The sequence below is a fragment of the Streptomyces sp. NPDC088157 genome (assembly GCF_044741545.1).
Lineage (GTDB): Bacteria > Actinomycetota > Actinomycetes > Streptomycetales > Streptomycetaceae > Streptomyces.
On the sequence record NZ_JBIUSU010000006.1, the window covers coordinates 213,452 to 225,669 of the forward strand.

General features: G+C 73.2%; 12 protein-coding genes. 5 read left to right on the forward strand and 7 right to left on the reverse strand.

What is annotated here, in order from left to right; translation table 11 throughout:
- The first annotated feature begins 31 nt into the window (after window positions 1–31).
- Window positions 32–973: a homocysteine S-methyltransferase gene (gene mmuM, locus ACIPFH_RS24935; protein WP_401829528.1), complete on the forward strand. Its 942-nt coding sequence runs from the start codon at window positions 32–34 to the stop codon at window positions 971–973.
- 554 nt (window positions 974–1,527) lie between these two features.
- Here the strand turns inward: mmuM and ACIPFH_RS24940 are convergent.
- Window positions 1,528–3,219: a carboxylesterase/lipase family protein gene (locus ACIPFH_RS24940; protein WP_401829531.1), complete on the reverse strand. Its 1,692-nt coding sequence runs from the start codon at window positions 3,217–3,219 to the stop codon at window positions 1,528–1,530.
- Between the two features lie 328 nt (window positions 3,220–3,547).
- Between ACIPFH_RS24940 and ACIPFH_RS24945 the strand changes: the two genes are divergently transcribed.
- Window positions 3,548–4,609, forward strand: coding sequence for a LacI family DNA-binding transcriptional regulator (locus ACIPFH_RS24945; RefSeq protein WP_401829534.1), 1,062 nt, complete (start codon window positions 3,548–3,550; stop codon window positions 4,607–4,609).
- A gap of 498 nt (window positions 4,610–5,107) precedes the next feature.
- On the opposite strand, the gene ACIPFH_RS24950 is transcribed toward ACIPFH_RS24945, so the two are convergent.
- From ACIPFH_RS24950 to ACIPFH_RS24960, 3 genes are all read right to left on the reverse strand, one after another.
- Entirely contained in the window at window positions 5,108–5,365 is a 258-nt protein-coding gene (locus ACIPFH_RS24950; protein ID WP_401829537.1) for a hypothetical protein, read from the reverse strand.
- On the reverse strand, window positions 5,362–6,225 hold the full coding sequence (locus ACIPFH_RS24955) for an oxaloacetate decarboxylase (RefSeq protein ID WP_401829539.1): 864 nt from the start codon (window positions 6,223–6,225) through the stop codon (window positions 5,362–5,364). Before ACIPFH_RS24955 ends, ACIPFH_RS24950 begins: the two co-directional genes overlap by 4 nt.
- A gap of 168 nt (window positions 6,226–6,393) precedes the next feature.
- Window positions 6,394–7,047, reverse strand: a complete 654-nt coding sequence (locus ACIPFH_RS24960) for a ThuA domain-containing protein (protein ID WP_401829541.1) — start codon at window positions 7,045–7,047, stop codon at window positions 6,394–6,396.
- A 138-nt stretch (window positions 7,048–7,185) separates the two neighbouring features.
- Between ACIPFH_RS24960 and ACIPFH_RS24965 the strand changes: the two genes are divergently transcribed.
- Window positions 7,186–7,818, forward strand: coding sequence for a VOC family protein (locus tag ACIPFH_RS24965; RefSeq protein ID WP_401829543.1), 633 nt, complete (start codon window positions 7,186–7,188; stop codon window positions 7,816–7,818).
- Between the two features lie 96 nt (window positions 7,819–7,914).
- The gene (locus ACIPFH_RS24970) at window positions 7,915–8,310 is read left to right on the forward strand and encodes a VOC family protein (RefSeq protein WP_401829545.1); all 396 of its coding nucleotides are present in this window, start codon (window positions 7,915–7,917) and stop codon (window positions 8,308–8,310) included.
- Here the strand turns inward: ACIPFH_RS24970 and ACIPFH_RS24975 are convergent.
- A complete protein-coding gene (locus tag ACIPFH_RS24975; RefSeq protein WP_401829548.1) occupies window positions 8,202–8,993 on the reverse strand; it encodes a helix-turn-helix domain-containing protein in 792 nt (263 codons plus the stop codon). The genes ACIPFH_RS24970 and ACIPFH_RS24975 overlap by 109 nt on opposite strands.
- 10 nt (window positions 8,994–9,003) lie before the next feature.
- Window positions 9,004–9,975 carry an AraC family transcriptional regulator gene (locus tag ACIPFH_RS24980; RefSeq protein ID WP_401829551.1) on the reverse strand — a complete coding sequence of 324 codons (972 nt, stop codon included), beginning with the start codon at window positions 9,973–9,975 and terminating at the stop codon, window positions 9,004–9,006.
- An 80-nt stretch (window positions 9,976–10,055) separates the two neighbouring features.
- Between ACIPFH_RS24980 and ACIPFH_RS24985 the strand changes: the two genes are divergently transcribed.
- Complete coding sequence (locus tag ACIPFH_RS24985; protein WP_401829554.1) at window positions 10,056–10,895, forward strand: NAD(P)H-binding protein; 840 nt, start codon at window positions 10,056–10,058, stop codon at window positions 10,893–10,895.
- 57 nt (window positions 10,896–10,952) lie between these two features.
- Here ACIPFH_RS24985 and ACIPFH_RS24990 read toward each other — a convergent pair whose 3' ends face one another.
- Window positions 10,953–12,158 carry a YihY/virulence factor BrkB family protein gene (locus tag ACIPFH_RS24990; RefSeq protein WP_401829557.1) on the reverse strand — a complete coding sequence of 402 codons (1,206 nt, stop codon included), beginning with the start codon at window positions 12,156–12,158 and terminating at the stop codon, window positions 10,953–10,955.
- Window positions 12,159–12,218 lie beyond the last annotated feature (60 nt).

Here is a 12,218-nt window from a genome sequence, read left to right on the forward strand (position 1 = left end):
TGTCTGCCGTCCCTTCGACTAGCGTCGCGACATGACCAGCGACACCCCCGTTCCCCCCGCCGAGACCTCCCTCGCCGTGACGCTCGCCGCCGGAGCCGTCGTCCTTGACGGCGGTATGTCCAACCAGCTGGCGTCCGCCGGACACGACCTGAGCGACGAGCTGTGGTCGGCGCGGCTGCTCGTCGAACAGCCCGAGGCGATCACCGAGGCGCACCTCGCCTATTTCGAGTCGGGTGCGGACGTGGCGATCACCTCCAGCTACCAGGCCACGTTCGAGGGTTTCGCCAAACGCGGCATCGACCACGACCAGGCGGCCCGCCTGCTCGCGCTGAGCGTCGAACTGGCTCGGCGGGCGGCCCGGCAGGCCCGGGACAAGGGCGTCGCCCGGTCGCTGTGGGTGGCCGCGTCGGTGGGGCCGTACGGGGCGATGCTCGCCGACGGTTCCGAGTACCGGGGCCGCTACGGGCTGAGCGTCGAGGAACTCGAACGTTTCCACCGTCCCCGGCTGGAGGTCCTGGCCGCCGCGGCGCCCGACGTGTTGGCGCTGGAGACGGTTCCCGACGCCGACGAGGCGGAGGCGCTGCTGCGCGCGGTGCGCGGGCTCGGCGTGCCGGCCTGGCTGTCGTACTCGATCGCCGGCGACCGTACGCGCGCCGGGCAGCCGCTGGACGAGGCGTTCGCCCTGGCCGCCGGCGCGGACGAGGTGATCGCGGTGGGTGTGAACTGCTGCGCGCCGGAAGACGTCGAAGCCGCCGTGGCGACCGCGGCTCGGGTCACGGGCAAGCCGGTCGTCGTCTATCCGAACAGCGGCGAGACCTGGGACGCGCAGGCCCGCGCCTGGCACGGCCGGTCCACCTTCACCGCGGAACAGGTCCTGGGATGGCGGGACTCGGGCGCGCGGCTGATCGGCGGCTGCTGCCGGGTCGGGCCGAAGGCGATCACGTCGATCGCCCGGACCCTGACCTCCGCGTAGGTCTCCGACCGGCCGCGAGTGCTGGGCGGGGTCGGCAGCCGGGCCATCGCGGTTCCGCCACGCCCGCCTAGGTCCCGCCCATGCCCTCGTGCCCAGCCACGCCCCCGGTCCCACTCATGCCATGTGGCCCGCTATGCCCTCGTGCCCGGCCACGCCCCCGGTCCCGCCCACGACGTCGGGCCCACTCACACCCTCGGTCCCACTCATGCCCTGTGGCCCGCTATGCCCTCGTGCCCGGCCACGCCCCCGGTCCCGCCCACGACGTCGGGCCCACTCACGCCCTCGGTCCCGCCTACGCCCTCGGGCTCGGCCTCGCACCCGGTCGGTCCCGTCCACGCACCTCGCCCCGGCCGGGCACGGACTTGAGGGCGTGCCCGAGGCGGCCAAGCGGGCGGCGACGGAGCCGGCCTGCTCCGGCGTGAGCGGGGAGAGGTCCGGGCACGGGGCGGGAAGCCACCCCGTCAGGCTCCCTCCCCGGGCCACGGCCACGGCGACTTTCGGTGCGACGTGACAGGGAGAGGGCCACCTGCCCCGGCGCCAGGGCGGCCCGGGTGTCAGCGTTCCCGCACTCCCCCGGCCCGGCGCAGCCGGCGTACCGCCGACCTCAGCTCCGTGCCGCGCAGGGCCTTGCCGGGCAGCGGATCCGCGGGCGCAGCCGCCTCGTCGACGGCTCCTTCCGCTGGTGCGGCCGCTGCCTCCGCCGCCCACAGGGCCATCTCACGGTCTCGTAGACCGTATGCGGTATACGAGATGCCGCTGGCCGAAGGCAGCTCGCTGCCGTCTTCCGCATATCGCCCACCGCTGTCGGCCTCGCCGAAGACCCGCACCGGATGCGCCGCGCCCCAGGCCTCCCATCCCGGATCGCCCGTGGCCACGAACCGTGTCCATGCCCCGTGCATCGCGTCGGCGAGTTCCTGCGGCACGCCGGCCCCGGCGAGCTTCGCGGACTCGGCCGTCTCGCCGGTGTCGAAGACGAAGCCGAGCTCGAGGGCGTGGCAGGCGCCGAGGCCGGGCCTGAGCGACGGCCAGGCGAACTCGTACACGTAGGACGACCCGGGGCGGGCCTCGGCCAGCCGTTGCAGGGGCCGGCGCAACAGACTGTCCGTGACCATCTGGCCGACGATCTCGGCCGTGCCGGCTCCGGGGCGCAGGGCCCGATAGCCGCGCGGCACCTCGTGGCCGCAGTGACAGCGGGCCATCGCGCCGGCCAGGGCCACGGGCCCCAACCGGTCGACGCGCTCCATCAGACCGCCCGGGACCAGCCACAGCCGGTATTCGTCCCGGGTCCAGCCGAGGAGCAGGTCGACGCCGGGGGCCGCGTCGCCGTCGAGCAGGGCCCGCAGGGGGTCGCGGGGAACGAGGTCGCCGTCCACGACGACGCCGAAGGCGGGTCCGCCCAGGACGGGGCTGCTGAGCCTGCCGACCTCGGCCTGCGTGCGCAGCAGCAGATCCCGGTCGACGGCGGCGAAGGCCTCGGCGGTGGCCGGGATCTTCAGCCGGGTAGCCATACGGCGCACCATGCGCCGGACCTTGTCACGCTCGGAGGCGTCCGGCGGTCCGCTCTGGAGGACGGCCCGCCGGACCAACCCCTGTGCCTGCGGGGCCGCGATCAGGACTCCCGCGCTGATGGCTCCGGCGGACTGCCCCGCCAGGGTGACCCTGTCGGGGTCGCCCCCGAAGGCCCTGATCGAACGGTGCACCCACTCCAGCGCGGCGAGCTGGTCGCGCAGGCCGGCATTGGCGGGAGTGTCCGGGAAGAGTCCGTAGCCCTCCACGCCCAGCCGGTAGTTGACCGAGACGAAGACGATCCCGTCACGGGCGAAGTTCCGTCCGTCGTACACCGGGACGGCCGAGGAGCCCCTGGTCAGAGCGCCGCCGTGCAGCCACACCAGGACGGGCAGCCGAGCGGCCGGGCCGGGCTCGGGGGTCCAGACGTTGAGGTTGAGACAGTCGTCGCCCGCCACGACGGGGTCGGACAGGTACTGGGCGAAGGCCTCGGAGTAGGGCGGTTTCGGCGGTGTCGGACCGAAGGCGCCCGCGTCGCGCACTCCCTCCCAGGGCTCGGGAGGCACGGGCGGTCGGAACCTGCGGGCCCCGAAGGGCGGTGCCGCGTACGGGATCCCGCGGAATGCCGCGATGCCGTTCTCGTACCGTCCGCGCACGGCCCCGTAGGGGGTCGCGACGACGGGGTCGGGGTCGGGGTCCGTCCGGGCCTCGCCCCCGGAGTCCGTCCGGTCTGCTGCCATCTACCCACCAGCCCTTCGACGCGCTCACGCACCGGTACGACCAGAGCACCACAGCACTGCGCGGTATTCCGGTGCACGGGCCCGCGGCAGGGCTGTTCGGCGTAGATCGGGGTGCCGGGACCGGGCCGGCCGTGGGTCGTCGCCGCTCGTGGGCCGGTGGCCCGGTTCTGGGATTCAAGATCCCGCGTTTTCCGGAGTCTTCACGTCACGCCCGGGCACACCTAGGATAGCAAGCGCTTTCTGTGAGCCGCCTGTTTCCGAATCGGCTCCGTAAGGGCGCTGGTCGAACTTTCGCTGGCCCTCGGGCGGGCCGGAGAGGTGGTTCCCGATGGTGCGCACGGCGAGTGCGAGTGCGGGCGTGACGGCTGGGCCGACCCTGGCGGTCGTGGCCCGCGAGGCGGGGGTGTCCGTGCCGACCGCCTCCAAGGTGGTCAACGGAAGGGAGGACGTCGCCCCCGAGACCAGACGGCGGGTGACGGAGGCGCTGGACCGGCTGGGCTATGTGCGCAGGCCCCGCTTCGACGCGAGCAAGCCGCCGAGGCTGATCGACCTCGTCGTGCATTCGCTGGACAGCTCCTGGTCGGGCGCGGTGCTGCACGGTGTGGAGGAGGCGGCTCACGACGCGGGCCTGGACGTGGTCGTCTCGGCCGCCCTGTCCCGCACCCGCGCCGGCCGTCCGCAGCGCGGCTGGCTGGACAAGCTGACGGTGCGAGGTTCGGCCGGAGTGCTGTTCAACCTGGCCGAGCTGACGGGCTCTCAGTACGCCTGGCTGGAGCAGCACCGCACCCCGTTCGTGATGATCGACCCGGTGGTCGATCCACCGCCGGGGGTGGTGTCGGTGGGCGCGGCGAACTGGCAGGGCGGGGTGACGGCGACCGAACACCTGCTGGAGCTCGGGCACGAACGCATCGCCGTGATCTCCGGCCCGCGCCGCAGGATGTGCAGCCAGGCCCGGGTCGCCGGCTACCGCTCGGCCCTGGCCTCGGCAGGGCTCGCGCACCGCCCCGACTACCTGCGCAACGGCGGCTTCGACGAGTCCGTCGCGCACCGGCGCACGCACGAACTGCTCGACCTGCCCGAACCGCCGACGGCCGTCTTCGTGTGCTCCGACCGCATGGCCCTCGGAGTCTGTCTGGCCCTGGCGGAGCGGGGGTTGAGGATCCCGCACGACGTCAGCGTGGTCGGTTTCGACGATCTGCCGGAGTCCCGGTGGACCACCCCCGCTCTCACCACCGTGCGCCAGCCGCTGGCGGAGATGGCCGCGACCGGGTTACGGCTGCTGCTGCGGATGATGGACGGCGAGCACCCGGAGGGCACCCGGACGGAGTTGTCGACACGGCTCGTGGAGCGGGCGAGCACGGCTCCGCCGCGCCGGCGGCCGGGAGCGTGAAACGGTGACCTCCGGACGCGCTCGAACGCGCGCAGGCCCGACGCGGCGGCCCGATGGGGATGCCTGACCTCGAGGTGCCGGTCGCCGACGCGCCAGACGCCAAGGTGCCGTGCGCCGCGGTGCCGGGGGGCTTCCAGGTGCCAGGCGCCGAGGTGCCGGGCGCCAAGGTGCCTGACGTGGAGGTGCCTGACGTGGAGGTGCCGGGGGGCTTCCAGCTGCCGGGCGCCGAGGTGCCTGACGTGGAGGTGCCGGGCGCCAAGGTGCCTGACGTGGAGGTGCCGGGGGGCTTCCAGGTGCCGGGCGCCGCGGTGCCGGGGGGCTTCCAGGTGCCAGGCGCCGAGGTGCCGGGCGCCAAGGTGCCTGACGTGGAGGTGCCGGGGGGCTTCCAGGTGCCGGGCGCCGAGGTGCCTGACGTGGAGGTGCCGGGCGCCACCCTCACGGTGACACCCGGCCGGTGCTCTCCTCGCCTCGGCGCCCATCCCCGTCCTCGTCCTCGTCTCAGTCCTCCCCCCGGTCCGGACCGCCGACCAGCGCCTCCATCATGTCGACGGCACTCCCGTCGTGGTCGCTGCCCGCTGTGCCGCTGCTGCCCTGCTGGACGTTGGCCGCCCGGTCGACCTCGAGGATCGAGTCGGCGTGCGAGTTGTCGATGACGGTGATCAGGCTTCCTTCGGCGACCGCCGGCGCCGCGGCGGCGCCCAGCAGGGCGACCGCGAGGACCGTCGCCGTCCGAAGCCGGGGCGGGACCGGACTCACGCGTCGACGCTCTCGGGCGCGGTGCGCAGGCGGGCGATGTTCCGCTCCAGCAGTTCGGTCGAGGCCCGCACGCCGACGCCGCTCGCCGCGTCCACCGCGGGCAGCCGGCCGTCGGTCCGCTTGAGGTCGACGAGCGCAGAGTCCATCGCCGCGTGGGCGGCGAAGAGGCACGGCGTGCTGTAGATCGCGACGTCCACGCCGAGGTCGGACAGTTCGCTCAGGGAGAGTCTGGGTGACTTGCCGCCGGCGATCTGGTTGAACAGCAGCGGCTTGTCTCCCACCACGTCACGGATCCGGCGGATCCACTCCACGGTGCGGACGCCGTCGACCAGGATCACGTCCGCGTCCGTGGCGGCCAGCGTCCTGGCCCGCCGCAGGATGTCGTGCTCGTCGGTGGCGTCCGTACGGGCGACCACGACCAGGTCGCGGCGGGTGGCCAGCACCATCTCCAGTTTCGCCAGGTACTCGTCGAGGGGCAGCACCTGCTTGCCGTCGGCGTGCCCGCACCGGCGCGGCCGTTTCTGGTCCTCCAGGATCACGCCCGAGGCCCCGATGCGCTCCAGGGCCTCCACCACGTGACAGGCGACCTCCGGATCGACGTAGCCGTCGTCGATGTCCACCAGCAGGTGCTGCTGCGGGAACGCGCCCCGCAGCCGCTGGACGAAGGCCAGCATGTCCGGCCAGGCGATGAAACCGATGTCCGGCAGCCCGTAGTGCGAGGCCGCGAACCCGAAGCCCGAGACGAACATCCCGTCGTAGTGCTCCGCCGCGATCGACGCCGAGTACATGTCGTACACGCCGATCAGCGGGGTCGTTCCAGGTTCGGCGATCTGCTCCCGCAGCTTGTTCCCGTAAGTCACCGGCCGGCTCCTCCAATGGAGTCGAGGGGTCAACACACCAGACGCAAGAGAGCGGTCGCGACACGACGGCCCTTTGCCAAGACAAAAGGATCTCTATGTCGACGTCCGACTTCCTCCAGGCGAAGGCTTTGCTCACCCCAATGGCGCAACCGGTTCACCGGAGAAACGTCACTGGTCACGCAGCCGTGCCGCCCAGGCGATGCCACCGCTGAGCTGGGTCAGGAAGCGGGGGTCCGCGTAGGCCTCGGAGGCATGTCCGAGGGCGGTGTAGAAGACGCGTCCCCGCCCCTGCTCACGGCACCACACCAGCGGGTGGTCGGCGCCCATCCCGCCGCCGGTGTACGACGACTCGTCGGCCACGGCGAGCACGCGCACGCGACCGCGCGGGTTGGTGTGGAAGTCGTACCACTCGTCGGTGAGGTCCCAGACGGGCGGAGTCGCGCGGGTGGCGGGGTGGTCGTGGTCCTCGATCACCACCTTGCCCGGCTGGTACTCGGGGTGGCGGGCGAAGCGGGCGCCGAGCAGTTCGCCGTAGTACGGCCAGTCGTACTCGGTGCAGGCCGCCGCGTGCACCCCGGCGAATCCGCCGCCCGCCTCGACGTATCCGGCGAGACGTTCCCGCCCGGCCGGGGTCAGCACCTCGCCGCTGGTGGAGAGGAAGACCACGGCCGCGTACCCGTCGAGGGAGACCTCGAGGGCCGCGGGGTCCTCGGTGTGGTCGACGGTGAACCCGCCCAGCTCGCGTAGGGCGGCGACGGCGTCCGGGATGGAGTCGTGGCGGTAGTCGGTGGTGCGGGTGTACACGAGCAGGCGAGCGGTCATGGGAACGAACCCTAGGCGGGCCGAGTCCAGGGAGCGGGCCCCCGGCGGGAGTCCGGGGCGAATCCACGGGGCTGCCCGCCGCACAGGTGCCGCACCGGCACGGCCGTTCCGCAGGCCGGGCGCGTAGGCTCGGGCGGGATGAACACCCTTCCCGCACACCTCGACCACATCGTCCTCGCAACGCCCGATCTGGCGGCGACGGTCGCCGAGTTCACCCGGCGCACGGGAGTGGTCCCGGCGCCGGGCGGTGTGCATGTCGGGCTCGGTACCCGCAACCATCTGGTGGGGCTCGGCCATGGCGCCTACCTGGAGATCATCGGCCCGGATCCGGAGCAGCCCACGCCGTCCCACCCGCGCCCCTTCGGTGTGGACGCGCTCGCCTCCGCGCGGACGATCACCTGGGCCATCGGCCCGCCCGACCTGGACGCGACCGTTGCGGCCGCCCGCGCCCGGGGGTATGACGCCGGTGAAGTACGGGAGATGAGCCGGCGTCGCCCCGACGGCACCCTGCTTCGGTGGCGGCTGACCGACGGCGGCTCCCCGCACCCGTCCGGTCTCGTGCCCTTCCTCATCGACTGGGGCGGCACGACCCACCCCTCCGCCTCCGGCCTGCCCGTCAGCCCCCTGTTGGAGCTGACCGCCACCGCCCCGGACCCCGAGGAGATCCGCCCCCTGCTGGCCACCCTCGGCACCGACCTCGCCCTTGGCGAGGGCCCGGCGGGGTTCTCGTTCACGGTGGACACGCCCAACGGGCCGGTGACGTTCGGCTGAGGCCGGATGCCCGCGTCCTCAGCGGGCGCAGCCGCCAGGTCCCGACGTGTCCGTTTCCTTCAAGACCGGCCGCGGGGCGACGCCTACCGTCACCGCATGAGTCCACGATTCGATGCCATCGGCCTGGTCGTCTCCGACATGGCCGCCTCCGTCTCCTTCTACCGCCGGCTCGGCTTCGACTTCCCCGAGGGGGCCGAGCACGAGCCGCACGCCGAGGCCGGACCACCCGGTGGGCCGCGGCTGTTGCTGGACACCGAGGACACCGTTCGCTCGTTCCACCCGGAGTGGCGGCCGCCGTCCGGGGGCGGCCGAGCCTCACTCGCGCTGCGCTGTGACACACCGGGCGAGGTGGACACGGTGTACGAGGAGTTGCTGGGCGCCGGTCACCGGGGCGACCTGAAGCCGTGGGACGCCTTCTGGGGCCAGCGGTACGCCGTCGTACTCGACCCCGACGGAAACGGCGTCGACCTGTTCGCGCCGCTCTCCCCGTAGGCCGGCCGCCGACGCGTCAGCGCACCCAGGGTGAGTCCGGTGAACTCCCGTACGTCCCGGGCGAGATGTGCCTGGTCGGCGTAGCCGCTCCGGTCCGCCGTGTCCGCGTAGGGCACGCCCTCCCGGGCCAGAGCGAGGGCTCGTTGGAGGCGCAGGATCCTGGCCAGCGTCTTGGGGCCGTAGCCGAAGGCGGACAGCGAGCGGCGGTGCAACTGGCGTGCTCCGAGGCCCAGTTCATCGGCCGCGTCCGCCACCCCCCGGCCCGCGGCGAGGGCGGCGACCAGTCGGCGCAGTGCCCGGTCGGGCGGAGCCGCCCGCTCCAGCGCCAGTTCCTCCAGCGCCGCCGCCGGGTATGCGGCCGCAGCGACCCTGCCGCTCAGGCGGCGCACCTCCGGCCCCGGCCACAGATCGGCCAAGTCCACGCGTCGGTCGCGCAGTTCATGGGCCGGTACGCCGAGCAGCGGGGGCGCGGTGCCGGGGAACAGGCGGATGCCCGCCCAGGGCACGGGCGGACCGTCGAGGGCGTGAGCGCGGGTGTCCGGTCCGGCGACCAGCAGTCTGCCCTCGCTCCACAGCAGGTCCATGCAGCCGTCGGGAAGCACGGGGAGCGCGCCGGGCGCCGCCGACGGCGTGTTCGTCCACACCACCGCCCCGGCCAGCCGGGAGGCCCGTTCCTCGTACATGTACGCCAGGCTACGCCGCCCGCGTCCGGTGTTCCTGCGGGCTGACCCCGTACACCCGCTTGAAGGCGCTGGAGAGCGCGAAAGCGCTTCCGTAGCCGACCTGGCGGGCGATCGCGCCGATCGTGTCCTCGGTGTCGCGCAGCCGGTCGGCAGCGAGGGCGAGGCGCCGGCCGGTGAGGTAGGTCATCGGGGGTTCGCCCACGAGGTCGCTGAACCGGCGGGCCAGGGCCGCCCGGGACACGCCCGCCTTCGCGGCGAGGGACGCGACGGTCCAGGGGTGCGCCGGGTCGTCCTGGACCAGGCGCAGGACGCGGCCGACGACCGGGTCGGCCAGCGCCTGGTACCAGGCCGGGGCCGCCGCCTCCGGACGGGAGAACCAGGCCCGCAGCGCGGCGATGACGAGGAGGTCGAGCATGCGGTCCAGGACGACCTCCTGACCCGGTTCGTCGCGGACGATCTCCTCCATGAGCAAGGGGGTGAGCGGGCACTGCCAGACGTCGGAGGTGAGGGACAGCAGTGGGGGCAGCGCGTCGAGCAGCCGGGCGCTGATCTCGCCCTGCATCAGGTACGTGCCGATCAGGACGACCGTCGAGCCGTCCGTCCGGTCGCCCCAGGTGCGCACTCCGAGGTCCATGGAGCCGTTCAGGAGGCGCCCGTCGGGATACGCGCACTGTCCGCCGGGAAGGATCAGCGCCTGCGCGGGCGTGCCGGGGGCGTCGGCGCAGGTGTACGGGGCGGGGCCGCGGGCGATGGCGAGGTCGCCGGCTCGCAGGCGGACGCCCTCCCCCTCGTCCGGCACGACCAGGCCCTCGCCGCGCACCATGAGCATCACCGTCAGCGGGGCGCGGTCCTCGACCCGTACGGCCCACGGCGGGTCGAAGCACGCGCGGATCATGAGGGCGCCACGCGCGCGTGGACCCTCCAGCAGCCCTGCGAGGGGGTCACCCCGCGTGAGCATGTCCGAGCCTGGGGGAGCGTCCATGCGGCCAGCGTAGACGCGCGCTTATGGGAATGAGCCGTTCAGCGATGGGCCCGTGCGGCGTACGGCAGTTGACTGAACGCATGACACAGAACACGGCACAGGACATGACGGTGGTGGTGACCGGCGCGTCCGGTCGGACGGGCAGCCGGGTGGCGCAGGCGGCCGAGCTTGCCGGGCTCACGGTACGGGCGGCCTCGCGGGCGCAGGGCTTCGACTGGCACGACGGCTCGACGTGGGCGGAGGTGCTGCGCGGCGCGGACGCGGCCTATCTGGTGTATCCGACGGACGTGGGGGCGCCGGACGCGGCCGAGGCGGTGGGACGGCTGGCCCGGGAGGCCGTCGCGCTCGGGGTGCGGCGGCTGGTGCTGCTGTCGTCGCGGGGCGAGGAGCGGGCGCTGCCGACCGAGGAGGCGCTGCGGGCGTCGGGCGCGGACTGGACGGTCGTCCGGGCCGCGTGGTTCGCGCAGAACTTCAGCGAGGGGCCGCTGGTGGAGGAGCTGAGGCAGGGCGGGGAGCTGGTGTTCCCCGGTGGGGAGGTGCTCGAGCCGTTCGTCGATCTGCGCGATGTCGCCGACGTGGTGGTGAAGACGCTCACCGAGGGCGACCGGTATGTGGGCAGGGCGGTCGAGGTGTCCGGGCCGCGGCTGCTGACGTTTCGGGAAGCGGTCGCCGAGGCCGGGCGGGCGGCCGGGCGCGAGCTGACGTACACGCCCGTGCCGGCGCGTCAGTACGGGGAGCGGTTGACCGGGTTCGGGGCACCGCCGGAGGAAGTCGCGTTCCTGGTGGAGCTGTTCGAGTCGCTGCTGGACGGGCGCAACGCCCACCTCTCGGACGGCGTCCGGCAGGTGCTGGGCCGCGAGCCGCGCGACTTCGCGGAGTTCGCGCAGGAGTCGGCGGCGGCGGGCGCCTGGAAGGCGTAGCGTCCGCGCCCGACAAGGCGCTGCGGGACCGGGCCTCTCAGGGACCGCTCCGGGAGCTCACCTCTGCGGGGGCTCCTCCTCGGTTCCGCCGTTCGCCCCGTTGGTCCCGTTCGCCCCGTTCGCCCCGTTGGCCTTGGGGAAACTCTTCGCGTGCGTGCGGAACCGGCCCGTCACGTCCTCCGGCGGGAGAAACCGGGACCACCGCTCGGGGAACTCGGACGGCATGTCGGGGTCGTCGGGGTCGTCGTCCTCGTGGGAGCGGACCGCCGCCACGCGGGCGACGTACTCCGCGGCCTCCTCCTGCCGGAGCCGTTCGTTGGCGGCGCGGGCCGCGGCCGTCGCGGCGGCCGGCCAGACCCGGTCGATCGCCGCGTTGACGGCGGCGCCGACCAGCACGGCGAACGCGGACACACCGATCCACAGCAGTACGGCGACGGCGGCGGCGAGCGAACCGTAGATGGTGGCGCCCTCGATCGTGCTCGTCAGGTAGATGCGCAGCAGGAAGCTGCCGAGCACCCACATGGCGAGGGCGACGAGCGCGCCGGGGACGTCCTCGATCCACGGCGAGCGCACCGGTACGGAGACGTGGTAGAGCGTGGTCAGGAACGCGACGGACAGGACGATCACGACCGGCCAGTAGAGGACCTGCACCACGGTCGTCGACCAGGGGACGATCCGCACCACCGCGTCCGGACCGGCGACCATCAGCGGCAGCGCGACCGAGCCGATCAGCAGGGCGCCGACGAACAGCAGGAACGCCACCAGCCGGGTCTTGACGATCCCGCGCACGCCGTCGAGGCCGTACATCACGGTGATGGTGTCGATGAAGACGTTCACCGCGCGCGAGCCCGACCACAGCGCGAAGAGGAAGCCTATGGAGATGACGTCGGGGCGGCCGCCCTTCATCACGTCGTCGAGGATCGGCTGCGCGATCTGCCTGACGCCCTTGTCCGAGAGGACCGTGCGCGAGGCGTCGAGGAGGTTGGCCTCCAGGCTGGTGATGGTGTCGGTACCGGTCCAGTCGTCGACGTAGCCGAGCAGGCCGATGAGGCTGAGCAGCAGCGGCGGCACGGACAGCAGCGTGAAGAAGGCGGCTTCGGCGGCGAGGCCGAGGATGCGGTACTCGATGCAGGAGTTGACGGTGTCCTTCAACAGCAGCCAGGCTGTCCGCCGCTTGGAGACGTTCCGGTAAAGGGCACGCGCCCGATGGAGACGCCCGGTGGGGCTCCCGGGTTGCTCGGGTGACTGACTTCCTGGCTGCACGCCCTAAAGGTATCCGCCGTTCGGGGCTGCACTCACCTCCGGCCAGGCCACTTCACCGGG

Excerpts from the sequence above, each read along its gene's own strand:
- ACIPFH_RS24960 (WP_401829541.1), bottom strand. The coding sequence starts at position 7,047 with ATGACCGCTCGCCTGCTCGTGTACACCCGCACCACCGACTACCGCCAC.
- ACIPFH_RS24965 (WP_401829543.1), top strand. The coding sequence starts at position 7,186 with ATGAACACCCTTCCCGCACACCTCGACCACATCGTCCTCGCAACGCCC.
- ACIPFH_RS24985 (WP_401829554.1), top strand. The coding sequence starts at position 10,056 with ATGACACAGAACACGGCACAGGACATGACGGTGGTGGTGACCGGCGCG.
- ACIPFH_RS24980 (WP_401829551.1), bottom strand. The coding sequence starts at position 9,975 with ATGGACGCTCCCCCAGGCTCGGACATGCTCACGCGGGGTGACCCCCTC.
- ACIPFH_RS24945 (WP_401829534.1), top strand. The coding sequence starts at position 3,548 with ATGGTGCGCACGGCGAGTGCGAGTGCGGGCGTGACGGCTGGGCCGACC.
- ACIPFH_RS24970 (WP_401829545.1), top strand. The coding sequence starts at position 7,915 with ATGAGTCCACGATTCGATGCCATCGGCCTGGTCGTCTCCGACATGGCC.
- mmuM (WP_401829528.1), top strand. The coding sequence starts at position 32 with ATGACCAGCGACACCCCCGTTCCCCCCGCCGAGACCTCCCTCGCCGTG.
- ACIPFH_RS24975 (WP_401829548.1), bottom strand. The coding sequence starts at position 8,993 with ATGTACGAGGAACGGGCCTCCCGGCTGGCCGGGGCGGTGGTGTGGACG.
- ACIPFH_RS24940 (WP_401829531.1), bottom strand. The coding sequence starts at position 3,219 with ATGGCAGCAGACCGGACGGACTCCGGGGGCGAGGCCCGGACGGACCCC.